This window comes from Moorena sp. SIO4A1, from assembly GCF_010672065.1.
In the GTDB taxonomy this organism is placed as follows: Bacteria; Cyanobacteriota; Cyanobacteriia; order Cyanobacteriales; family Coleofasciculaceae; genus Moorena.
Genome location: NZ_JAAHHX010000003.1, coordinates 82,876 through 106,526 on the forward strand (window position 1 = coordinate 82,876; position 23,651 = coordinate 106,526).

Sequence of the window (23,651 nt, forward strand, 5' to 3'; positions counted from 1 at the left end):
AAACTGGCTAACTACTGACCGTGGGCGGATTATGTATGCGATCGCATTCCATCACTCCAGACCTTACCCATCTTCTGATACTCCCGGCGAGTGCCCTGTAACAGATGTTCCATCATCACTGCACTACCTGCCTCAGCTGCTAGAAAAGCTGCTGCTAGGGCAATATTCTTGATATTCCCTCCACTCAATTTGAACTGCCGTGCCAAAAACTCAAAATCTACATCTGCTGACAAGGGGATTTCCTCAGTCCAAATCCCCTCCCAAATGCGCCGACGACTAGCTTCATCCGGTGAGGGAAAGTGTACTGTAAAGGCTAACCTACGCACAAATGCCTCGTCTAAGTTTTGGCGCAGATTTGTTGTCAAAATTGATATCCCCTCATATTCCTCCATCTTCTGCAACAGATACCCAACTTCAATATTGGCGTAGCGGTCATGAGCATCTCGAACTTCAGAGCGTTTGCCAAACAGAGCATCTGCCTCGTCAAACAGAAGGATAGCGTTAGCTGTTTCCGCAGCCATAAAAATGCGGTTCAGATTTTTCTCAGTCTCGCCAATGTACTTACTGACAACTTGGGATAAATCAATTTTGTATAGCTCAAGCTGTAGTTCATTAGCAATCACTTCCGCCGCCATGGTCTTACCTGTGCCTGGTGGACCTGAAAATAGTACATTTAATCCTTTACCAATGGATAGCTTGCGGTGAAAGCCCCATTTCTCATAGACAATATGACGATACTTGGCTTGATTACAAATTTCTTTGAGCTGAGCGAGTTGATCGGGGGGTAAGATAATGTCTTGCCAACTATACTTAGGGTTAAGTTTGCGAGCTAATTCAGTTAAATTGCTACCAGATTGGTCACGAGCCGCTGCTAATAAGTCATTTAGGGTTGGCTTAATTGTACTGTTTAATGGCAATTCTTCAAATTCGGCAGCAGCACGCCACAAAGCCTGATTACAAGCAGTTGTTACTGCTCCTGCTATTTGGGCTGAACTCAAGGTAAAACGATTGGCGAGGGTATCCAAGTCGCGATCGCTAAGTACAATTTCTTTAGTTTCTAAACTAGCTTGCCAGTAAACGCGCCGTTGATAAAAATCCGGTGTAGCAAAAGGTACAGTAATCATACCCTGGAGATTGGTAAACTTTGGCACCAACGACTGTGTTCCAGATAAGATCACCACACTTTTTTCCTCAGTTAGTCTGTCAAGTAAGCTTTTATATAACAGATGCTGCTCTTTGGTCTGTAGTGCATCTAAACTTTCCAGACTTTCTAGATAGAGGATAGCATTGTGAAAACAGGCTTCACGGAACAACAGTTTTAGCAGTTGGTCAAACTCTTCCTTAATTGCTAAAGATTGAGCTAAATCCGCAATCAATAACTGCTTGTTGAGTTGAGCGGCAAGGGCGATCGCTCCACGGCGTTTTTCAGTAGAAGACAAACCAGAGAAGTACAGATGTAGAGACTGGCTGGTATTTTGAGCGTGTTTGACTAGCTTAGGAAGTATGTGTTTAATGTCATCCCTAATCGGTAACTTGTCCTCAACCGCAGGACTATCTATCAATTGACACCAAGATTCTAAACGCGGTTCAAGACGCTTTTGTTTTAACAGAGAATGGATAACCTGCTCGTCTAGCTTGAGATAATAGGATAATATTGGTGGTTTAACCTGATGAGGGTCAGGAATTAAGTGAAGTAAGCCATGTTTGATTAAGGGTGCGTCAGGAGCAAAATGAACTCGTTGCAACAGTTTGGCTTCAGCAGAGGGACATAGTAAATTTAAGGCTAAATCAATACTAGGTCGCCTGCGAGTGACATCATCCTGGAGATAGGCATATAGACGCTCGTAACCTAAATCAATTTCTGGAGCCAGGGCAATCAACATCACGTCTAAATCAAATTCAGACAAACCGAAAGTCTGTTTCAGCCAGTTTAATGGTGTATTGTTAGTCTGAGCGGACTCAGTTTTTTCTGCATCTACTGCAAACAAAGGTATCCCTGGTTCACGATCTAGGAGTTGCTTGACCTGATCGCGATTAATACGAAGACCTCGATAAGGGTCAGTAGCTGCTTCTGAACCGTAGACAGCTTGTGCTGTTATTACTGCTTGCTCTAGTAATTTATCTAGCCTTTTTAAGGCTGAGAGCAGATCGTCGAACATGGCTTAGTTAGGTTGAAGTTTGTTTTTGGAAAATAGACATCTCCAGGAATTGCGAAGCAAGTCCATCACTAGCTTTGAGATGTTTGCAATGATTCACAAATGCGTTCACTTTAAACGAAATAATAAGGATTGGGGGTTCTTCAGTATCTAGTATGCTAAACTTATAGATAAAACCTTAAATAAAATATGAGGGGGTAACATGAGCCCTAAAAACATTACTATATAAGGCTTTGATGCCAATGAGCTATGGCTTGATACAGCCAATTGACCCTCCTTTCATTTTCTGGAAGCTCAAACCCTTATAACTACATCCAATGTCAGCCCAAAACAGCATCTATCTTTTTATAACTGATGGGCTGAAATTATTACCCAGTAAGGATTTTAGCGTGGATGTCACCCCCCCATAAATAAAATCAAGTAATGTATCCAATTATAGCAGTACTAAATGATTCGTAAAAATCCACTTGGCTTAATTAATCGTTTATTTCCTATTATTTTTTTTTCAAAAAACCATACTTATGAAGTTTATTAAAATCAAAAACTTCTCTTTGAATAAAAAAAGTAAATAACCACTTAACTAACGCAAATTACCGTAATTTATCCCAAAATTTTATTAATAAATTTTTAGTTTTTAACCAAATATATTCAACAGGTGCGACCGGTCGCACCTGAAGTAATGCGCTCAATTTGTCTGCCATGACTCTTGTCAATCGTTCGATTAACTGTAATTGGGGTTTGATGATTACTCACATATTCTAGATAATAATAGAGTTTTTTTTGATTCTTTTTAACGGCAATAAGATAATAATTATTGGAGTTTATAATATCAAAGGTGGTTTGTTTTTGGCAGTGGATAGCATCCAGAGTAAATACTTGATTCTGAAGGGGGCAAGTTCTGATAGCTTCTTGAACTTGGTGAATTTATGAACTTTTATTATTCTCAAGCGGTGCGACCCCGCGCTTTTTCAAAGCTAAGCGTGAACGCGCACCAAGAGAAACGAGTTAAATTTAAAACTAACCCTAACTCCTGACTAAATCAATAAAAGATTACCACAATAAAAAAAATTAATTGAATTATTGTGACATAAGTTAACCTTAATATTTATAATATTCCCATCAGTAGCTATCCAATATCTTAAGGATTTATAAAAAGCAAACTGACTTGCCCACTGATGAAAAATTTTTCACAAATTTGATAAATTTACTCCTAGCATCACTGGTCGAATGGTTTAGTAATAAGTAACTATATCCGAAAAAATATTTAAGTTATTAAATAAGAGGATATCTGAAAAGTTTTTTGATACTGAATTTTGCCCCCCTAGCCCCCCAAGTTTGGGGGGAACAAGAGTCAATTGGCTTCTAAAAGTCCCCCAAAATTGGGGGATTTAGGGGGCTTGGATGTAGCAAATGAGACTTCTCAGATAACCTCTAACAAATCTTGATGAAATTTATCTAAATTTTCTAAAGATATATACCTAGTATATCCTTGGATAAGTTCGATAATGATAATTAATAAAACCCTTGATCAAGGATGCCGTTGTCCTTGGAGTTGACGAAAGTCCTTCGGATACGAAACCTTGAAAAGGGTCGCATGGGTGATAGGTTACGCATAAAAGGGTTGATTATTTGTGATAAGGCGACCCTGTTATACGGTAACTTCAAATACTTTTTTGAGGGCTTGAATTAGGCTATTCATAGATAAACTTTTTTTGATTAAATAGCGTTAGCTTTTATTTTACACTCTCGGCGAGCGCTTTTTGTTTTGGTGATATCATTCGGTTTTTTATTCCGTTGCCCAAGCTTTTTGCGCTTAGAGAATTTAACGACTTTTTTCAGGTTAAAATACTTAATCAGACAAAAAAAGGGTGATTCCGTTACTCCAAGGCGGTTTCAAAACCTCAGAAAAAATTTTGACATCGACAATGAAACAGCCCTGCCTTACTAAGGGGGGTTAGGGGGGATTCCTGCTCCTCACAGGGGTAGGTTTTTTACATTTGGGTAAAACATGGGACTTAACCTCATCAGAGGAAAAGGAAAACAACGAAGAAGCGATGCAGTGGCCTCACGGGGGTTTCCCCCACTCGCTATTGCCGTGGTTTTCCCTACTCGCTATTGCATCAAGACAATGATGATTTTTAACGACAAACCCCACACCCGACACCTCACCCCACACCCGACACCTCACCCCACACCTCACCCCACACCTGAGGTCAAAGTTAAAAACCTACCCTTATGAGGATTCCTGCTCCCCCTGCTATACTCACCAGGAAGTAAGTTATTCAACCGGATTTGATAGTATTCTGTTTCTCTAGGAGCATTCAACGAATTGTTAAGAATACAGCCCAGTAAAAATAAAGGGTTTTACCGAGTTTTACAGAAGCAGATTATACCAAATACGGCTGGTAAATCTACCATTACCGATAACTAAGCTATGGATGATGGCAGCCATGAAAAATTAATTATCAGCCAGGGAAATAAAGATATGATCAAAGCGGAGTCGGTATTCAGCAAAGATTTTGCAAAATTTTTGTTCAAGATGTTTATTGATGAAAAATATTGGGCAACAATAAGGACATGGCTCGATTTGAACCAATAAAAGGCTATCTATACCTTGTTGACTGTTGAGTGTTGACTGTTAAACGTTAACTATTGACTGCCCCCGGGATCTTCATTTCTTAGTTAGATAGAGAGAATTATAAAGGGATAAATTCTGTCAAAATCCGAATATTTGCCGAAAATTAGGCTCCGCTGCTCTACTGCTCTGCCCCCCTCAGTCTAAATCGAAAATGAAACAGCTCTGCCGATCTTCGGGGGTAATGGGGGGAGCAACTGTTGACAGTCAACGGTTAAGACTCAACAGTGAAGCAAATTATACAGGTTACATCTTCATTGGTTAACACTCAGCAGTCAAGCAAACTATACAGGTTACATCTTCATTAACGTCTTATTAACACGAAAAACCAATGATTCGTTACCGACAAAAGAAAATTAGCATTTTATTTGGCAGTCTCTTAATTATTGGGGCATGGTGGTTACCTGCTCAAGCTAAACAGACCACTAATCCAGTCTTAGAGAAAGCCGTTACCACTGACGATCCAACTATTCCGATTGAGGAGCTAGAGCTAATGCTCAAGCCTTTGACTAAGGATGAGCTGGATGGTGAAGCTGAGGCGTGGATGTTCTTGCTTAAAACTAAAGTTAAAGAACTTAGCGATGCGGAAATTGCTGTAAAGCGCAAAAATCGAGAGCTTCAACAAACTAAAGAAGCTGTTGATGCCCTAGAAGATGCCAAAGATGCTCTTGAGGAAGCGACAGATACTAAGGAAAAAATAGAGACTAAGGGATCGGCTAAGGATCGTATTAAAGCTTTAAAAGCTGCTGAAGATGCACAGGAAGCTCTCGAAAAAGCTCAGGAGTCAGTAGAAGAAGCAGTCAAAGAAGAGGAAAAGACCAAGCAAGATAAAACCTTGCAAGGGGCGATTGATAAAGCAGTTGAAGGTACTGAAACGGAGAAAGATAAAGCCAAAACCTCAAACGAAGAAGTTGCTAAGGTTCAAGATAAGATTGGAACAATTAGCAACAAAATCGTTACTGATGAACAAGAGCAGAAAAAGACTGGACAGGGAATTGACCAAGCCAAGCAAGACCTAGAAGAAGCGGTCGAGGCGAAGACCGAAGTTAAAAAGCAAGTGCTGGTCAACATGACCACACTGCGGGAGCAACGCACTGCTTTAAGCGATCGCTTTGAGGTGGTACTGGAAGAGCTGGAAACTAAAGGCGGTGATGTTGAGTTGTACGACAAATACATCGATGCCATCAGTGGGATTAAGGTAGACGTCACTGACACTGAAGGAACCTGGATTACCATCGTCGGCTGGCTCCAGTCTAAAGAAGGAGGTCTGCGCTGGGCGAATAACATTGGCAAATTTTTAGGAATTGTCGCTGGCTTTAGCATCCTCTCCCTGATTTTAGGGACAGTGCTCGAGAAATCTTTGTGGATGTTCCCGAATATGTCAGCTATGCTGCGTCAGTTCGTGGTTAGGATAACCCGCCAAGGATTATTTTTGGTGGGTCTTCTTTTAGGGATCACTGCCCTAGAGGTCAGTATTGGTCCACTGATGGCCATGATTGGAGCTGCTGGTTTTGTGGTAGCATTTGCGTTCCAAAATACCCTCGGTAACTTTGCCAATGGGTTAATGATCTTGCTCTATAAACCTTTTGACGTGGGCGATATGATTGAAGTAGCTGGGGTAAAAGGTACGGTTAAGGATGTCAACTTAGTTTGCACCACCATCAAGACTTATGAAAATAAAATCATTATCGTGCCAAACAACTCAATCTGGGGTAACGTTATTGAGAATGAAACCAGTAGCCCCGTCCGCGCTATGTTCCTCACGGTAAGGATCAGCTATAGCAATAGTATTACTCAAGCGATCCAAGTTCTTAAGGATATTGCCAACTCTCATCCTTTAGTATTAGAAGACCCTGCACCTTGGATTGACACTGGGGAATTGGCTGAATATGCTGTTAATATTTGGTTTATGGCCTATACTAAGAAAGAGGATTACTGGACAGCCTATTGTGACATCAGCCGAATTATAAAAGAAAGATTTGAAGAAGAGGGGATTGTGATCCCACTGCCTCAGCAGGAAATATACATCAGCGAAGTTATGGCTCAGCAAGACCTTCCCCGAGCAGGAAGTCATGGCCAGATAGCAAATCCAAAGCCCCATAGCTCTTTCCCCAATGGTAAGACAGCTTGAATCTGTAGACTTTTCTGTAGAATGCCTACTTTCGTATAGCAGCGGTCCAAAATCTATCTAATTAACACAACTAATAGCCAATCCGGGTGCAATACTCCAGTTTAATTAGCTTTTCATTGCCCAGAGTTTTGTAGAGACCTAGCATGCTAGGTCTCTACATTTGTGTAGCCGCAACAATTGGCTGGTCAGGGCAAGGAGGAAATCCCAACAGAGGTAGTAAACCGTCAACCTTGGCCTTTCGGCCACACGTGCGCGTTCAACCGTCAACCGTCAACAATCCTGATTGTAAGAGCAAATAAATCTCAAGCTCGGGATCATTATATAGTAGTTGGAAATTCCTTAGAGTAGACCCAGCCAAGTCAACAAACCTTGACCAGTGAGCAACTCCAGTAACACGATACAAACTAAGGCAACCATGGCAAACCTGCCATTGATTTGCTCAGCATAGGGAGTCCAACCAAAAGCTGGTTCAGGTTGGTTAAAAGACTCCTGAGACGATTCACTAGAATTGGGTGTTTCAGAACTCATGACTGATCAGATCCTTCAGACTCCAAATTTTTTACCGATTCAATTAGCGATCGCACTTGTGATGTGCCTGCTGATGGAGAAAAGCTCAAGGGAAACTTACCTCTAACTAGCATTCGTAATCCCAGTGGTCCTAGGCTCGCCAAACCTTGGATATCTCGAAATGAGTTACCAACCACCTGCAAGCCAAACTTACGCTCATCAATCCAGCCTCCCTCTTTGACTAAATCAATTAGGACTTTGCGGTGGCGGATTGGACGACTATCATAGGTCTCAATGCCTTCAAGAATATCCTGTTTAATCTTACCGATTTGATCCATAGGAGCCACACCCATCGGGCAAACCGCATTACACATCATACAGCGGGTACAACCCCAGACTCCTTTTGTTCCTTCGTTATATTTCTCCAAACGATTTTCCGTGGTATTATCACGGGAATCTACCACCAGACGCTGTGCTTTAGCCAAGGCATGAGGACCGACAAAATCTCGATTAACTTCTTTGGCATTACACTCAGAATAACAGGCACCACACATGATACAATTACCTGCCTGAGCCAAATGCGATCGCTGTTCAGGACTCTGTAAAAATTCCCGTTCGGGAATCTTCCTAGCAGCAGTGCTGACGTAGGGATCAACAGCTTCTAAGTTATCCCAGAAGCTGCTCATCTCAACGACTAAATCCTTGATTATTGGCATATTACCCAGAGGTGCTATAGTAATCTCCGGGATTTTAGAGTCATCTGGCAGCTTTTGCTTGCCCAATTCATTGCCCACATTTTCCTTACAGGCCAAAGCCGAGCGACCATTGATTCGTATGCCACAGCTACCACAAATCGTGTTGCGACAATTTTTGCGAAAAGCTAAAGTACCATCAAGTTCCCACTTAATACGATTCAAGCATTCCAGAATCGTGTTTCCTTTCTGGACATCCAGCCTATAAGTCTGGAGTAGTGGCGCAGTGTTTTGAGTCTGTCGAATGATTTTAAAATCAACTTGCATAAAACTAAGCTGTTGAGTATTCCAACATATACAAGGATAATCGGTAAGGTTAAGGGATGATATGAGCAACAGGACTACTGTTGAGGTAAGTAGTTACTCTTGATAATTAGGCCATACTTGTTTGAGTAGTCCCTAGGGAAGCAATACCCCTCGCTAGTTGACTTCTGGTGTAAGAGTGCAATCCTATTGGTATGTTTCCTGGATTATTTTCATAGTTATCATCTTACTGCCCCTAAAGGCTTAGGCAGAGATTGTCTGATCTGTTATTATTGAAATACGTAAAGATTTAAACAAATGATCCAAAATATCTTGTCAACTGAGATAGATTTAACGATATATTTTTAATAGAGCCAAAGTTTGGCCATTAATGATCTTGACCACTCTGAAGTTTAAAGGATATCTCGTGAGATTATGCCAGAGATTTCAAGTACTCCCCTAACTGGTAAAGCATTACTTCAAAAAGTAAAAGAGCTATCACACTTGCCTCGCCGAGAGACAGCCAAGCGTTGCGGCTATTACACTATAACTAAAACAGACCAGACCCGCGTCAATTTAACAGATTTTTATGATGCGGTTTTAGGAGCCAAGGGTGTTCCCCTGGATCCAGAAGGCACAAAAGATGGTCGGGGGCGTGAACCGACTTATCGTGTGAGTGTCCATAAAAATGGTCAAATTGTTATTGGTTCAACCTACACTCATGCCATGGGATTAGAGCCTGGTGATGAGTTTGAAATTAAACTGGGCTACAAGCATATCCATCTTAAGCAGGTGGATGAAGAGCCTGAATCTGAAGAGGTATCTACTCACAAACCAAAGAAAGCCACCTCTTAGTGCGTGTTCCCTAGCGCTTTTTAAAAGCGCGGGGTCGCACCGTAAAGAAGTAATCCTTCTTACAGAAAATCCTGCGAGTTTGAAACCCCCGTCTCTAAGCGAGCGGGGATGAAAAACGACCGTGTGGGGCGAGCCTTGAAGATTTTTTGGGCACGTGAGCTTGTAAGAATCTGTTACCGACGTTATGGGTAAAGCCCCCGTGATTTATCCGGGGGATATAACCTTGCTTGACGAATTTATGCGTCAATGGATATTTTTTTCTTCTGTTGTCGGTAATCCCTAAACTAGCGCTGTCCTATATAATAGGAAGTCAGACAACCAACTTGCCTTAATATAAATAGACAACGTAAAAACCTGTTAAAAGAATGATACGTGCACCTCGGTTTCGTCTAACGATCTGGGAGTCTATGAAACAAGTAAGGTAGATATTGTATTAAAGTTGATTGTCTCCCATTCTAAACAAGGTACGGTGGGGTTTGAAGTTACCGTAAGTAGAGGGTCGCCTTTACAGGGGACTGGCTATGATAAAAAGGGTCAAAACTTATTAACTAAGGCTCCACTCTACTAAGGTTTCGTTTCCGGCACACCGGAACCTGGATCAATGATCCAAACGCTGGGTTTGAAGTTACCGTAAGAGAGGGTCACCTTATTAAAAAAGATTTAACCATGCATCTGCATAGCCTGCTGACTATAAAGGCGACCCTCTCTAAGGTTTCGTCTCCGGGGAGATTTGGCCTTATCTGTGCTTGGTGAAAACCTGTCATGGCAAGGGGAATCGTTGAGCCAAGAATCCCCGTCTCTGGGCGAGCGGGGAGTGTCAAAATAATTGTATCGGTACCATAAGGTACAAGGAAACTCCAGGGAAAGAACCTGAAAAAGCTTCCGCTAAGCGCACGCTGGGCGAAAAAGGACAGACCAACCTCTACTTGGAAAATGTCATTTTTTAAGCAAGTGGACTGGTTGATCTGCTGAAAAGCTGATGACCAAGAATCAAGCATATGCCTACGGTGAGGATGCCCCATAATAAGACAGTAGAAACAAAAATCTTCTTTCTACTACCTGAGGAGTTGATAAAGCAGGCTATTATTAACCAGCCCGATGTGCTCTGTGGTTAGGGAAGCAAGGCATAGGAAAACGGCAGCCGCTTATGGTAGTTTAGTTTAGACCTTATAGTCATTTGATAGTAATTTGCCAATCTCGCCAATGGCTATTCTTGATCAGGCAACTAATGGGTCGTTTGTGTCATTAATGACGTCAACTACTCTTTTCAAGGTAGGCACTTTTTTCCTAGCTTGGGCAGTTTTGTGGCTGCCCCTAGCTCTCCCTATAGCTATGGTTTTAAAGTGGCGTCCAAATAAGCCTTTAGCACCAGACCAAAAGTTACCACTACTCGCAGCACTTTACCTGATTGCTCCCCTAATTTTATGGGGAGCTTCTCAACTAGAGGGGGTGCCTTTCTCCGATTACGGATTGGAGTGGAAATTAAGCGTTTTAGGCTCTCTAGGATTGGGACTAGGAGTAGGTATTCTCAGCTTAATCATAGTATTTACTGGGCAATTATTACTAGGCTGGGTGAGGTGGAATTCTGAAAATTGGCAGCGTTTGGGACCGATATTACTGCCAGTGATGTTATTAGGGCTGTGGATTGGGCTTACAGAAGAGTTAGTCTTTCGTGGCTTCTTAGTGAATCAACTACAGCAGGATTATTCTATCTGGGTAGGAGCAGCCATCTCTAGTGGGATTTTTGCCCTGTTACACCTAGTTTGGGAACAAAAAGATACTATCCCTCAGTTACCAGGATTATGGCTAATGGGAATGGTATTAGTCCTAGCCCGTTGGGTGGATGGAGGCAGTCTGGGTTTAGCATGGGGACTACATGCTGGTTGGATTTGGGGTTTAACTTGTTTGGACTCAGCTGAGTTAATTGCTTACACAGGCATTGGACCAATTTGGATAACGGGTTTGGGAGGAAAACCGTTAGCTGGGATAGTGGGTCTTCTTTGTTTATTGGAAGTTGGGGCTTTATTATTACTGATGTTGCCGGATCAGCTGATAAACATTCGATAAAAATTTCACCTGTTTTAAATTGGCTTGAAGCCTGTCAACAAACTCCTATATCCGGCAGGCTGTCTTAAAAGCTAATCACCAAAAAAAATACCGCCAGCTACAAGTTAAACTAGCGATTATCCTTAGGTGCCCTTGACCCATTAAGAATTAAATTCTTAATGGGTCAAGGGCACCTGTGGATTTACTTCATGTTTAATTTCGCGCCTTTCTTTTGGTGCGCGTTACCTTGGCGAGGGAACCTCGCCGGGGTGTTAATCAGAGAAATCGGTCAACCTTACATGGAAGAACCAACTCCCACATAGGCACCATAGAAGAAAAGACCAACCACTACGAGGACACCAGTACCAGCGATAGTGGCAACTATCCATAAAGGAATTCTTCCCCCTCCAGACACAGCTTATACCTCCAATTTTAAATCAAGTTTTTTTTCTTACATGTAGTTAACGATAGAAGGCTTAATAACTAGTAATTTCGTTGAAAAGCCTCCCTCGTGGCTTAGATTTTGCGCAACTCCTATCAGGAGTAATCTTTGCCGGACTTCTTCCTGCTTCCGCGAACGGCAATATTGTAAAGGCTTGTTGAGCTAGCAGCACTTTTCCCTTAACTTAACTACTAGTGACAGGGCTACGAAATAGCGTTCATTCGTAGGTGCCATAACCTAAACAACTTAGGAAAAATGTCTATCGCGGTGCATCTTAGCTAGGAAATTAGCGATTAACCGGAAATTACCAGGGAATTAACTAAGAGTCTTTTCCAGTTTACATCCGAGCCGTCTCCAAGATGGGGATTTAGGCGAATCTGTTAAATCAGTTAATTAAAGAAATAACTGGAAAACAGAATACCAAGCACAAAAATCAGTAATAGACCTAAGTAAAGAGACGTCCGATTGAGTTCAACCGGCTGTCTATTGGGATTGGAATTCCGCTCCATAATTGCTTCTCCTATCGTTGAATAAATTGCATGGCTGCGATCGCGCCTAAGAAAAAGACTGAAGGAACGGCTAGGGTATGAACCGCTAACCATCTAACCGTGAAAATCGGATACGAAACTGGTTGATTGGGATTACTGCTAGTCATGATTGTCTGCCTTTATCTAAAAAACCTTATGGAGCAAATTCTTCAACTTGCTGTTTAGCATTGTCGCGGTCGGAAACGATTGGTAGTTCCATCCGCTCTTGAGTAAAGTATTCATTAGGACGGGGTGTGCCAAACGCATCGTAAGCCAGACCAGTGCTCACAAAAAGCCAACCAGCGATAAATAGGGCTGGGATAGTAACACTGTGAATGACCCAGTAACGAACGCTGGTAATAATGTCACCAAACGGACGTTCTCCAGTTGTACCTGCCATCGTAGATTCCTCCTACCAACAACCGTTTAAAATTCCATAACTATAATAGTTCTAAGTGCCGTTTTTTTCTACATCTTCGATGTTGAAAGATAAAACGAAACTGACTGGCATCGATCATAGGGATTTCCAAGCCCTAAGCTTCCTGGCTAGGCAGCTCATACTTGAGTAAAATCCCTTTCTGACCAATGACAAACCCCTGTTCTGGTGTTACAAAGACTATTTTGTAAAAATTCGAGGGAACATCCCTAAGATCCCGGTCTTTTTGCCAGGTTTTTCCACCATCAAAGCTACAAAGCAAATTACCACTGCCACCTGCTACCCAAATTTCATTGGGTGTGCGATAGGCTAAGTCAAGTAATCCCAAGCTGTTGGAAAAATCTGGATAAATTGGTTCTTCCCACTCTTCTAGGTTTTCGGCAGTGCTAAATTGTACCTGACCACCCCGGGCCAAAATCCACAGACGACCATCGGGGGTAAACCCCATATTCTGGAGACGCTTGGAACTGTAACGATTATGCTGTAACCAAGCACTCTGACCTGGATCCCAAGTGGAGTAAAAGTTTCCTCTAGCAGACACAGCAACGTAACTACCATCTTCAGAGCGGGAAATATTACGGGTGACTCCTACCGCTTGTGCTACCTGAGCCTTCCAGGTTTTACCAGCATCCTTAGTCTGATAAATTGCGCCAACATCAGTGGTCATCTCTGCTGAGTTGGGTCCGAGAGCCAGGATTCTGTTGGGTGAACCTGGTAACTTTTCACTTAAGAGAATGCGAGACCAAGATCCCCCCCCATCATTAGTATGAAGCATGATCGAGGGTTGACCAACAATCCACCCCTCATCACCAGCAAAGCTTACAGAGGAGAAGCGATAATTTTCATCTCCGAGATCCAAGCCTTTCTGTTGCCATGTATTACCCCCATCCTTAGTCTCAAAAATTGTGGCATAGCTACCCACAATCCATCCATGACTAAGATCCCCGGTAAAGCCAAGGTCTTGCATGGTCGCTTCTGTAGGTAAGGAAATAACCGCCCAAGGATTATAGCTTATGGATGAAGGAAATTTGCAGCTGACACAAATTAATGCCACCGCCAGTAATATTAAAATTTGTTTCAGCGTTTTCATCAAATATCTCATTATTTCCAGAACTTCTTGAGTATGGCAGCGTTCTCCGTAGGTTTTCAGACCCCACCAAGGGCGATGGCTTCTAGATCTAAGCTTTGGTGATGCCAGCAGTTGCTCACGTTCACGCATACAAGCCAACTGCCCTGATTTCAGTTCAAACCGTAAAGGCTCAGAAAAAACAAAAAGCCTAATCCTAAAGCGGCAAAAATTAAAAGGTTTTTTTGTGCTGGTGTCATGCGGTTAACACCGAAGCCATAGGTAAGATTCTCCTGAAATCCAGACGGAGCATTAACAGCACCAATATTAATAAACTGAATTTTCGGAGCGCCGCACACTGGACAGCGCCAATCATCTGGCAAATCCTTATATAATGTCCCTCCTGGAACATTGCGATTACTATCTCCCTTAGTCGGATCGTAAACATAGCCACAAGCACGGCATTCATAGCTGCTGGGTGCCTGTTCAGCTAGGGTTTGCTCTGGGGCTCGTTCAGTCATTCCTCTGTAAGCTTAAGCAGCAAATCTTAATAACTATGTTAAAAAATATTATCACACACTAAGTGTCAGATTTTCTTAACTTTCGATTTAAGCTCAGGAGTTTCTCCGAGATGCCTGACCCGATTTTTGATGAACCCTTGAAAGAGTAGGGTCTTCTAGGGAGAGGGAGTACAATCAACTACGAGCAACCTTGAAGTCTATGGTAGTCATTGGCTTTTGAGAACCAACCACTGACCCCTGAGGACCGTTCAAAAGGGCAGACCACCTATAATAAAGTTTGTAAAGAAGTACTAACGCCAGTTTTTACCTGGCACTGACCAATTGTGTTTGTTCTTAGCGGTTACGAGTATCTCTTAGGCTTCATACTAGCTTGCAGCTTAGTTCCCCTACTAGCCCTGTCGGCTTCCAAGCTTTTGCGACCTAGCCATCGGGAGCCAGAGCGGCGCACCACCTATGAATCTGGTATGGAACCAGTGGGGGGTGCTTGGATTCAGTTCAACATTCGTTACTATATGTTCGCCCTGGTGTTCGTGATTTTCGATGTTGAAACTGTATTCCTCTATCCCTGGGCTGTCGCCTTCAATCGCCTGGGATTACTGGCATTTGTGGAAGCCCTAATTTTTATTGCAATTCTTGTGGTTGCTCTGGTTTACGCTTGGCGCAAAGGAGCCTTGGAATGGTCATGAAATCTAATCTTACAAAGGATAGTGCTGCTATAGAACAGCAGCAAACAAACAAAATTCTTAACCCGATTGAGCGAACCCAAGTCACTCAAGACTTATCGGAAAATGTAATCTTAACTACAGTAGACGACCTTTACAACTGGGCGCGGCTTTCCAGCCTCTGGCCGATGTTGTATGGTACCGCTTGTTGCTTCATTGAATTTGCGGCAATGATTGGGTCGCGGTTTGACTTTGACCGTTTTGGTTTGGTTCCTCGTTCTAGCCCCAGACAAGCGGATTTAATTATCACAGCGGGTACCATAACCATGAAAATGGGACCAGCACTGGTTCGTCTTTATGAGCAGATGCCAGAGCCGAAGTACGTGATTGCCATGGGAGCTTGTACTATCACTGGCGGCATGTTTAGCGTTGATTCTCCAACAGCAGTGCGTGGTGTGGATAAATTGATTCCAGTGGATGTCTATATACCTGGGTGTCCCCCTCGTCCAGAAGCAATCATGGATGCTATTGTCAAGCTTCGCAAAAAGGTGGCTAACGAGTCGATTCAGGAGCGTGGTCAGCTCAAGCAAACCCACCGTTACTACAGCACCACTCACAACATGAAAGTGGTACCAGAGATTTTGACCGGTAAGTACCTGCAATCGGAGGAGCGCTATACTCCCCCCAAAGAGTTGACCGAGGGGATGGGAATGGCAGTACCACCAGCACTCAAATCCTATCAAAAGCAGGAGGTAGAGCGTGGCTGAAGAGTCAAAACCAGTAGAGCAAACCACACAATCCTCTGAGATAGTTGAAGCGGGAAAAGTCTCGGGATGGCTCAAGGAAAACGGTTTTGAGCATGAGTTCATGGAGTTGGATCACCTAGGCGTTGAGGTACTCAAAGTTGAACCAGATGTCTTGCTTCCCATTGCTACTGCTCTGTATGCCTATGGGTTTAACTACCTCCAATGTCAAGGAGGCTATGATTTTGGTCCTGGGGCAGACTTGGTAAGCTTTTACCACTTAATTAAAGTGAGTGATAATACTGATCAGCCTGAGGAAGTGCGTGTAAAAGTATTCCTACCGCGAGATAATCCTAAGCTTCCCTCGGTTTACTGGATATGGAAAGCTGCTGATTGGCAGGAGCGGGAAACCTACGATATGTTCGGTATAGTTTTTGAAGGGCACCCTAACCTGAAGCGGATTTTGATGCCAGAAGATTGGGTGGGTTGGCCTTTGCGGAAGGATTATATATCACCGGACTTCTACGAATTACAGGATGCTTATTGATTAGCTGTCCGGCAAAATTCATCCCACACCTATGCTGCGCATTAGGTGTGGGATGAATTTTGCACAGAGTATGTATGGAATTGCTATAATATATCTACTGATAAACAAAGCCGTTCACGTAGCGTGGCCTACGGCCTTAAATGCTGGGCAAGTCAGCTATTTACAGCGCGAAAAAATCGAATTTTTGTATTGTTCCGGCTCAGAGACGAAACCTTAGGATAGTGGATCCTTTATGGTCAGCAGGCTATGCAGAAAAGGGTTACAACTTTATGATTAAGGCTCCACTATCCTTACGGTAACTTCATGCGTAGGGGCATCCCGGAGAGGAAACCTTAGAATAGGGCAGCCTTAATCATGGAAAGCGCGCCTCAAAGTTTTAACCCTTTACGCATAACCGACTAACCATAAAGGCTGCCCTATTCTAGCGGTAACTTCTGACCGTGTCGTTAATCAAGCAAGCCTAGGTATCCGTTCGCGCAGCGTCGGCGAAAGTCGATACCGCTGGGTGTAGTTGGCAAGAAGCCTAAACTGACTCTTTGAGTTCAGTGTAGGAGTATGTGACTTATGGGTTTGTGATCGTTTCCGATACTTTTTAGCTACCAAAGTCTACCAAGATAGACTTTGATCCGCCAATGCAAGATGCTTTCACATCCAGGGGGTATCTCCGCGCTTCTCTGACGGAATATCCCGCGAGCGCCATAAAAATGTCAAAAAAGTTATAACACCGGGATAGAGAGCGCAACTATTAAACCCTTGGTTTTCGGCTTTAATTTAAGTTACATAATAATCCCTGTCGGTGTTACCCTAACTTAAGTTTAACAAATAATAAGAGTTTTTGGTAGACTCTGCGACATTTTCTTGTGCTGTTCACTAACCTCCCTTAAGTATACCAAATAGTTTGAGATATTGCTAGACTATGTGACACTTTTTAGAACTGTATACAAACCCTGATGCGATCGCAAACTCAACATCGCACTTTGCTCACTCCCTAAGAGGGCTGATTGGTTATAGTCAAATCAACTTACTTAGGATTCTCGATGACCTGATCAGCTTTTAGCTTCCAGGAAAAAAAGCCCCAAATCTGCAAGCGTGATCGACCACCCATGGCCTACCGCCAAGTGTGAGTGTGGGATTTTTGCACAAAGTCTTTGACACAAAACCAGCAAGATGCCTTATATTATATTGACTGACAAGCAAGGTCGAAAATGCTGCTTGTTGGTGAAATGCTTCACGTATTTGGATGCATCAGTTACCTTAAATCTTTGTCGTTGCTCGTAACTTTGCTCTAAATATCTTTCATTCTGATTACTTTTCAAATATAGCTTAGGCACAAAGATGGTGCCAGTTTGGACTAGATAAACAAAGAGCGCATTTTCTACAATGAAATAGCCCTGGTTAGATATACTTATGCATTGGTTAAATGAGCTAGGTTTTTATTTTTGTCTGATCAGGTACAAGAGCTGAGTATACTTAGATACTGCACCAAGTTAAAATTTTACCTGTCAAACTAGGGAACAGGGAACGGCGAACAGGTAAAAGTGATAATATTTGACTATTTAAGTACTGAAATTGATTGTTATCACTGCCGTTATTAAGTTTTTTGTAGTTGTGCAATATTTGATTCTATAGTGTTTTGGTAATTCAATAAACACTATAGAATTTGTAAAATCCATTGTCAACAAGCACAATAAGCCATGGTTAATTAAAAAATATTACCGATTACCTAACAAGAGACAAGATTTGTTTACTCTAAATTGCTATCCGCGTCAGCATATAGTATATTAATGCTGGTGAATTAAATTAATGTACTGCTTGGATTTAAAAGATGGTTTATACACCAGACCAACCGCAACAAAGCTTAAGTACTCAAACAGCGCGTAATTTAGCGACGACGACTAAAACAGCGCCCCAAATGCGGGGGAAGACCCCACGTTTACTCCTCAAGCTTCTACCTTGGGTTGAGGTTTCAGGTGGTACTTACCGGGTGAACCGCCGAGATATCAGAGTTACAGAAGAGATGCCCACGAACGATGATGGGGAAAAGAACATTGAAATATTAAGTGGTCACGAAGGCGAACCCAGCGTCACCCAAACCTTTGTTGACTACGATGATGAACCTCGGGAGTATCCCCTGAGTATTGTCCAGACAATCTTGAAGGTTCATACCCGAGTCGGTGATCTCTACAGCAATGCCACGGATCAGGTGCGAGAGCAGTTGCGCATCACCGTTGAAGGATTGATGGAACGTAAGGAAAACGACATTATTAACCATGATGGTGATGGTGATCCCGACAAAGCCTATGGCTTAGTCCATGCCGCAGATCCATCTATGCGCATCTCCACTCGTACTGGGCCACCCACACCGGATGACTTTGATGAACTATTGACAAAGGTCTGGAAACAGCCAGCATTTTTCTTAGCCCACCCCCAAGCGATCGCTGCGTTTGGCCGAGAATGTACGCTTCGGGGTGTTCCCCCTGCAACCGTTCAACTATTTGGTTCTCCCTATATCACCTGGCGAGGGGTTCCGGTAGTTCCCAGTAATAAGTTGAAGGTAAACGAGGGCAAAACCAATATTCTGCTGATGCGAGTTGGCGAAGCCGCCCAAGGGGTGGTGGGTCTACACAAAACTGGCGTGTCTGGAGAACAAGTGCCAGGTGTGTCCGTGCGTTTAATGGGGATCAATGACCAGGCGATTGCCACTTACCTGATTACCACCTATTTTTCCGTAGCCTGCCTTGTGCCCGACGCCCTAGGCGTTCTGGAGAACGTAGATATTACGACCTACCATAATTATGACTGAACAACAAGGTTTAAATCTTTCCCCATCGCCTCAGAACAGTCAACCCCTTGAAAGCTCTTTCGGAGGGGATCTATCCGATCCCCAAATGTTAGATCAGATATTGAATCAGCTCTTTGCCCAGCTACCCGAACCGCTAACCTCACCAGAGGCAATAGCTGGCATGATACCACAAATGCTGACTGGACAGGGTTCAAGTCAACCTGTGGCGGCTGCTCAAGCTCAATCCAGCAGCCAGAGTCCCAAGCAACAAGAGACTCAACCCCAGCAGACCAATAGTGGGCAAAGTTCAGAGCAATTGCTCTGTGATGCCCAACAGCAGCTGTCCAGCCTACAGGGTCTAGGCCAAATAATAGACCCAATCATCTCTGAGGCTCAACCACTTATGTCTGGTCTGGAGAGCCTAGACCTATTGGGAGCTGAAGCTCAACAGCAGCTGTCCAGCGGGTCAACCCCAGACCAGATGGCTGGAACTAGTCAGCAATCTCCTGATCTGCAGGGAAAAACACCCACATCTGCCCCATTAACGCCAGTGCCTCAGGGGGATACCTCTGGCTCTGCCTTAATGCCTGAGATCTCCTCAGCACAAACCCCCAACTTGTCTCCGACTCAAACCAGTGAGGCAGCAACCAAAAGCACAACTGCACCCAGCACTGCTGCTACCGAAGCCAATCGGCAAGGGCGTCAAGTACCCAGTCAATCTCCAAGCAGTGGCAATGGCATGACAGGGATGGGGGATCTCAGCCTCAGCGAGTTCCTACCCGACTCAGCCGAATTACAGCGTCTGTTTGAGCAAGGCATGGCAGCCGTTCTGCCAACAGAACCAGCTCTTCCAGCTTCCCCTCAATCTGGCTCAGACCAGATGGGAGCAGCAGGATCTACCAGTACAGCATTGCAGAACCCTGAACAGGTAGGATCGGAGGTTGAACCAAAAGCTAAAACGGTGCTAAACCCTGAACAAGCTGGTGCAGTGGGCCAACAATCCTCTCCTGATATCCAGGGGAAAACACCGGCTTCTTCCCAACCTGCGTCTTTATTTGATGAAAGTTCCCCCGATTATTACTTTTTGCCAAATCTGTCTCCAACCATGACCTCTGCTGCCTCTACGCTACCTGCTGGTGACCCATCCGGTAGCAACATGGTGGCTCCCGAACAACTCGGAGGGGTAATAGAAACCCAAAGCCGTGAGCTACAAGGTCAAGGGGAAGGGGAAATCCAAAACCTCAAACAACTTGGGGGACGGAGCACCAGCGAGGCTCTACCTCAGGTTGAGATGCTACCCGGTGCCGAGTTCCTGAGCATTTTAGAGGAAGGGGTTGGTCGCATTCCTCTGAGTGAAGCAGATCTGCATCAGTCTCTAACCGAACCTCCAGCAGCGGTGCCCCTGCCCCCTGGAAGCACACCTAAGTTTTACTTTTTGCCAGACTCAAAACCGGCGGAGTCAACTTCATCCAAGCCTTCCACTGAGCAACAAACCTCGCAACTGCCCCAGGATGGCTTTGATGTGGAAGCGGTACGGCGAGACTTCCCAATTCTGCACCAGCAGGTTCATGGCAAGCCACTGATCTGGATGGATAATGCGGCCACCAGTCAAAAACCCCAGAGCGTGATCGATACTCTATCCCAGTTCTACGAGCAGGATAATTCCAATGTACACCGAGGGGCTCATACCCTAGCGGCGCGCTCTACCAATGCCTACGAAGACGCTCGGGAGAAAATTCAACGGTTTCTGGGCGCAAGTTTAGCCAAGGAAATTGTCTTTGTACGGGGTACGACCGAAGGGATTAATCTGGTGGCGCAAACCTATGGTCGCAAGCATGTTAAAGCTGGGGATGAGATTTTGCTCACTACCTTAGAGCACCACTCTAACATTGTGCCCTGGCAGATGCTAGCCCAAGAGAAAGGAGCTGTGTTAAAGGTTGCTCCTATTAGTGATCAAGGGCAAATCCTACTGGAGGAATATCAAAAACTGCTCAGCGATCGCACCCGTATCGTTGCTCTGAGTCATGTTTCCAATGTCTTGGGAACGGTGCTGCCCATCAAAACCATGGCAGCTATGGCTCATCGCCATGGTGCTACGGTGGTGGTCGATGGGGCTCAATCGGTTCCCCATTTCCGAACCAATGTTCAAGACCTGGGGGCTGACTTTTATGTTTTCTCCGGTCACAAGCTCTTTGGCCCCACTGGCATTGGTGCTCTCTATGGCAAGGCAGCTTTACTCAAAGAGATGCCCCCCTGGCAAGGCGGTGGCAACATGATTGAGTCTGTTTCCTTTGAAAAAACCACCTTTAACGACATTCCAGCTAAATTTGAAGCAGGTACCGGCAACCTGGCAGCAGCTGTAGGTTTAGGGGCAGCCATTGACTATCTCAATCAAATTGGTTTTGAAGCGGCGGCTAAACATGAAGAAGCATTGATGGCCTATGCCACAGCGGCAATGGCAGCTATTCCAGGATTGCGCCAGATTGGTACAGCGCCGGATAAGGTCAGTACGTTGTCGTTTACCCTTAAGAATATTTCTTCAGAGGATATGGGGAAATTCTTGGATAGTGAAGGCATTGCCGTACGTGCTGGACATCATTGCGCCCAACCCACCCTGAAACGGTTTGGGTTGACTAGCACTGTGCGCCCATCCTTAGCCTTTTACAACACCTTTGGAGAAGTAGATAAGCTGATCGCAGCAATTAAAAAAGCAAAACACCAGTTATCTTAAGCTGTTGCGTATTTAACTTGTATGTTTCGGATGGGCATCTCGCCCATCCCACAAGAAACTGATGATTGTTGTTTATACAAATTAGATGCGTTGCGAGCTTAAAACTCAATATAAAAACCCTAATCGTTTAAGAGAACCCATCCCATGGTTTACACATCGGAGCAGCCACAACAGAGTTTAAGTGTTCGTGCAGCCAAGAAACTAGCCTGTACCACCAAATCCCCGCCGCAAATGCGGGCCATTTCACCACGCTGGTTGCTCCAGCTATTGCCTTGGGTTGAAGTATCAGGGGGGACTTACCGTGTCAACCGACGGGATGTCAGGATTTCAGAGGGTTTTGCCGCAAACGATGACGGAGAAAAGAACATTGACATCTTAAGTTGTCACGAAGGGGAACCCACCCTCACCCAAACCTTTGTTGACTACGACGATGATCCGCCGGAATATCCGTTAAGGGTGGCTCAAACGATTGTGCGGGTGCATACCCGGGTCAGTGACCTCTACAGCAATGCCAGAGATCAGTTGCAAGAGCAGTTGCGCTTGACTATTGAAGGGCTAAGGGAGCGCAAGGAATGGGAAATTGTCAACAACGATGGCAATGGTGATCCAGACCGAGCCTTTGGGTTACTCCACAGGGCGGATCCTTCCATGCGACTCTCAACGCGCACAGGCCCCCCTACCCCAGATGATTTTGATGAACTCCTGGCTAAGGTGTGGAAACAACCAGCCTTTTTCTTGGCTCACCCCAAGGCGATCGCCGCCTTTGGTCGGGAATGCACTCGTCGTGGGGTTCCCCCAGCCACAGTGAACTTGTTTGGATCGCCCTTTATCACCTGGCGTGGAGTTCCCATTATTGCCAGTAACAAACTTGCTGTGGACGCCAAAGGCAAATCCAATATTCTGCTGATGCGCGTGGGTGAAGCGCAGCAAGGAGTTGTAGGGCTACGTAAAACAGGTTTGATTGGCGAACATGAAGAGATTCCAGGTGTCTCTGTGCGGTTGATGGGCATTGACCAGAAAGCGATCGCCTCCTACCTCGTCACCCTTTACTTTTCCGCCGCCGTGCTGGTTCCCGATGCTTTGGGGGTACTAGAAAATGTAGATACTGGTCGCTATTATGATGAAGATGCAAATAGTAGGAAAAGACCCTCGGCATCTTCTGTGTCTTCCAATGTGTCATCCAAACAGGCCGTTCTCACGTTTGATGGTCAGGATGATTATATCGATTTGGGAAATCAGCCTGAATTTAAAATTGCCAAAGAGATCACCCTAGAAGCTTGGGTTTATTGTGAAGCCCAAGTTAGAGAGGCTGGTATTATTTCCAATGTTTTTGATACAGGTGCTGCTAAGAGTGGATACGGTCTCTTACTCAATGGGAAAAGCGGGATATTTTTTGCTTTGAAAACCTCATCTCAAAAAATTATTTATTTGAATAGTAAAAGCAATAGCCTTACATTAAATCAATGGCATCATATTGCTGGAACTTACGATGGTAAAGAAATGAAGGTCTATGTAGATGGAGTAGAAAAAGCAAATCGAGCTCTAGAATCTTCTGGTATTGATTACAAGCCCGAAAATGATTTAGCAATTGGCAGATATAACGATAACAATGAAACCCATCTTTTTAAGGGTAAGATTGCTGAAGTTAGGCTTTGGGGAGTGACTCGTACTCAGGCAGAAATCCAAAAGGATATATCCCGCCGTTTGATCGGGAATGAACCAGGACTAGAGGGATATTGGCCTTTGAACGAAGGGAGTGGCAATACCGTTTCTGATCGTACAAGTCATGGTAACAATGGCACAATTAATGGTGCAACTTGGGGGACTGCTGATGATTTACAGCTTTGAACAAAATCTGCAAAAGCAGAG

Annotated in this window: 21 protein-coding genes and 1 pseudogene; 12 read left to right on the plus strand and 10 right to left on the minus strand. The window is 44.2% G+C overall.

Going from position 1 to position 23,651, the window contains the following annotated elements; all coding sequences use genetic code 11:
* Positions 1 to 29: 29 nt before the first annotated feature.
* The gene (locus tag F6K53_RS03485) at positions 30 to 2,159 is read right to left on the minus strand and encodes an ATP-binding protein (protein WP_293070264.1); all 2,130 of its coding nucleotides are present in this window, start codon (positions 2,157 to 2,159) and stop codon (positions 30 to 32) included.
* Between the two features lie 2,005 nt (positions 2,160 to 4,164).
* Between F6K53_RS03485 and F6K53_RS03490 the strand changes: the two genes are divergently transcribed.
* From F6K53_RS03490 to F6K53_RS03500, 3 genes are all read left to right on the plus strand, one after another.
* Positions 4,165 to 4,395, plus strand: coding sequence for a hypothetical protein (locus F6K53_RS03490; protein WP_293026147.1), 231 nt, complete (start codon positions 4,165 to 4,167; stop codon positions 4,393 to 4,395).
* Between the two features lie 195 nt (positions 4,396 to 4,590).
* The gene (locus tag F6K53_RS03495) at positions 4,591 to 4,755 is read left to right on the plus strand and encodes a hypothetical protein (protein ID WP_293026145.1); all 165 of its coding nucleotides are present in this window, start codon (positions 4,591 to 4,593) and stop codon (positions 4,753 to 4,755) included.
* Positions 4,756 to 5,122: 367 nt separating this feature from the next.
* Entirely contained in the window at positions 5,123 to 6,922 is a 1,800-nt protein-coding gene (locus tag F6K53_RS03500) for a mechanosensitive ion channel domain-containing protein (protein WP_293026143.1), read from the plus strand.
* A 339-nt stretch (positions 6,923 to 7,261) separates the two neighbouring features.
* Here the strand turns inward: F6K53_RS03500 and F6K53_RS03505 are convergent, their stop codons facing one another.
* Positions 7,262 to 7,450 (minus strand): chlorophyll a/b-binding protein, encoded by a 189-nt coding sequence (locus tag F6K53_RS03505; protein ID WP_071103444.1) that lies wholly within the window; start codon positions 7,448 to 7,450, stop codon positions 7,262 to 7,264.
* On the minus strand, positions 7,447 to 8,448 hold the full coding sequence (locus F6K53_RS03510; RefSeq protein WP_293026139.1) for a succinate dehydrogenase/fumarate reductase iron-sulfur subunit: 1,002 nt from the start codon (positions 8,446 to 8,448) through the stop codon (positions 7,447 to 7,449). Before F6K53_RS03510 ends, F6K53_RS03505 begins: the two co-directional genes overlap by 4 nt.
* Positions 8,449 to 8,859: 411 nt before the next feature.
* Between F6K53_RS03510 and F6K53_RS03515 the strand changes: the two genes are divergently transcribed.
* A complete protein-coding gene (locus F6K53_RS03515) occupies positions 8,860 to 9,279 on the plus strand; it encodes an AbrB family transcriptional regulator (protein WP_293026137.1) in 420 nt (139 codons plus the stop codon).
* A gap of 1,203 nt (positions 9,280 to 10,482) precedes the next feature.
* Positions 10,483 to 11,346 carry a type II CAAX endopeptidase family protein gene (locus F6K53_RS03520; RefSeq protein ID WP_293070269.1) on the plus strand — a complete coding sequence of 288 codons (864 nt, stop codon included), beginning with the start codon at positions 10,483 to 10,485 and terminating at the stop codon, positions 11,344 to 11,346.
* A 274-nt stretch (positions 11,347 to 11,620) separates the two neighbouring features.
* On the opposite strand, the gene F6K53_RS03525 is transcribed toward F6K53_RS03520, so the two are convergent.
* The 6 genes from F6K53_RS03525 to F6K53_RS03550 all read right to left on the minus strand — a co-directional run bounded on the left by F6K53_RS03525 (position 11,621) and on the right by F6K53_RS03550 (position 14,317).
* Positions 11,621 to 11,740: a photosystem II reaction center protein J gene (locus F6K53_RS03525; protein WP_071986820.1), complete on the minus strand. Its 120-nt coding sequence runs from the start codon at positions 11,738 to 11,740 to the stop codon at positions 11,621 to 11,623.
* Between the two features lie 416 nt (positions 11,741 to 12,156).
* Entirely contained in the window at positions 12,157 to 12,276 is a 120-nt protein-coding gene (locus F6K53_RS03530) for a photosystem II reaction center protein L (RefSeq protein WP_071986819.1), read from the minus strand.
* Between the two features lie 11 nt (positions 12,277 to 12,287).
* Positions 12,288 to 12,422: a cytochrome b559 subunit beta gene (psbF, locus tag F6K53_RS03535; protein WP_075897540.1), complete on the minus strand. Its 135-nt coding sequence runs from the start codon at positions 12,420 to 12,422 to the stop codon at positions 12,288 to 12,290.
* 26 nt (positions 12,423 to 12,448) lie between these two features.
* Positions 12,449 to 12,694, minus strand: a complete 246-nt coding sequence (gene psbE, locus F6K53_RS03540) for a cytochrome b559 subunit alpha (RefSeq protein ID WP_075897538.1) — start codon at positions 12,692 to 12,694, stop codon at positions 12,449 to 12,451.
* 133 nt (positions 12,695 to 12,827) lie between these two features.
* The gene (locus F6K53_RS03545) at positions 12,828 to 13,832 is read right to left on the minus strand and encodes a photosynthesis system II assembly factor Ycf48 (RefSeq protein WP_293070283.1); all 1,005 of its coding nucleotides are present in this window, start codon (positions 13,830 to 13,832) and stop codon (positions 12,828 to 12,830) included.
* A gap of 137 nt (positions 13,833 to 13,969) precedes the next feature.
* A complete protein-coding gene (locus tag F6K53_RS03550; protein ID WP_293070272.1) occupies positions 13,970 to 14,317 on the minus strand; it encodes a rubredoxin in 348 nt (115 codons plus the stop codon).
* Positions 14,318 to 14,640: 323 nt separating this feature from the next.
* On the opposite strand from F6K53_RS03550, the gene ndhC reads away from it, so the two are divergent.
* From ndhC to F6K53_RS03565, 3 genes are read left to right on the plus strand one after another with little or no spacing between them, the layout of a single operon-like run.
* Positions 14,641 to 15,003 (plus strand): photosynthetic/respiratory NAD(P)H-quinone oxidoreductase subunit C, encoded by a 363-nt coding sequence (gene ndhC, locus F6K53_RS03555; protein ID WP_070391734.1) that lies wholly within the window; start codon positions 14,641 to 14,643, stop codon positions 15,001 to 15,003.
* Positions 15,000 to 15,746 (plus strand): photosynthetic/respiratory NAD(P)H-quinone oxidoreductase subunit K, encoded by a 747-nt coding sequence (gene ndhK / locus F6K53_RS03560; RefSeq protein WP_293070274.1) that lies wholly within the window; start codon positions 15,000 to 15,002, stop codon positions 15,744 to 15,746. The genes ndhC and ndhK overlap by 4 nt, the downstream gene beginning before the upstream one ends.
* The gene (locus F6K53_RS03565) at positions 15,739 to 16,269 is read left to right on the plus strand and encodes an NAD(P)H-quinone oxidoreductase subunit J (RefSeq protein ID WP_070391732.1); all 531 of its coding nucleotides are present in this window, start codon (positions 15,739 to 15,741) and stop codon (positions 16,267 to 16,269) included. The genes ndhK and F6K53_RS03565 overlap by 8 nt, the downstream gene beginning before the upstream one ends.
* 1,172 nt (positions 16,270 to 17,441) lie before the next feature.
* Here the strand turns inward: F6K53_RS03565 and F6K53_RS45690 are convergent.
* Positions 17,442 to 17,678, minus strand: a complete 237-nt coding sequence (locus tag F6K53_RS45690) for a M protein trans-acting positive regulator PRD domain-containing protein (protein ID WP_364303623.1) — start codon at positions 17,676 to 17,678, stop codon at positions 17,442 to 17,444.
* A gap of 416 nt (positions 17,679 to 18,094) precedes the next feature.
* Between F6K53_RS45690 and F6K53_RS03570 the strand changes: the two genes are divergently transcribed.
* The 4 genes and pseudogenes from F6K53_RS03570 (at position 18,095) to F6K53_RS03585 (ending at position 23,630) form a co-directional block, all read left to right on the plus strand.
* Positions 18,095 to 19,072, plus strand: coding sequence for a family 2A encapsulin nanocompartment shell protein (locus F6K53_RS03570; protein ID WP_293026123.1), 978 nt, complete (start codon positions 18,095 to 18,097; stop codon positions 19,070 to 19,072).
* A gap of 1,480 nt (positions 19,073 to 20,552) precedes the next feature.
* Complete coding sequence (locus tag F6K53_RS03575; protein ID WP_293070285.1) at positions 20,553 to 21,782, plus strand: cysteine desulfurase; 1,230 nt, start codon at positions 20,553 to 20,555, stop codon at positions 21,780 to 21,782.
* 144 nt (positions 21,783 to 21,926) lie between these two features.
* Positions 21,927 to 22,901: pseudogene (locus F6K53_RS03580) on the plus strand (family 2B encapsulin nanocompartment shell protein); the annotation flags it as partial.
* Positions 22,902 to 22,955: 54 nt separating this feature from the next.
* Complete coding sequence (locus tag F6K53_RS03585; RefSeq protein WP_293043618.1) at positions 22,956 to 23,630, plus strand: LamG domain-containing protein; 675 nt, start codon at positions 22,956 to 22,958, stop codon at positions 23,628 to 23,630.
* Positions 23,631 to 23,651 lie beyond the last annotated feature (21 nt).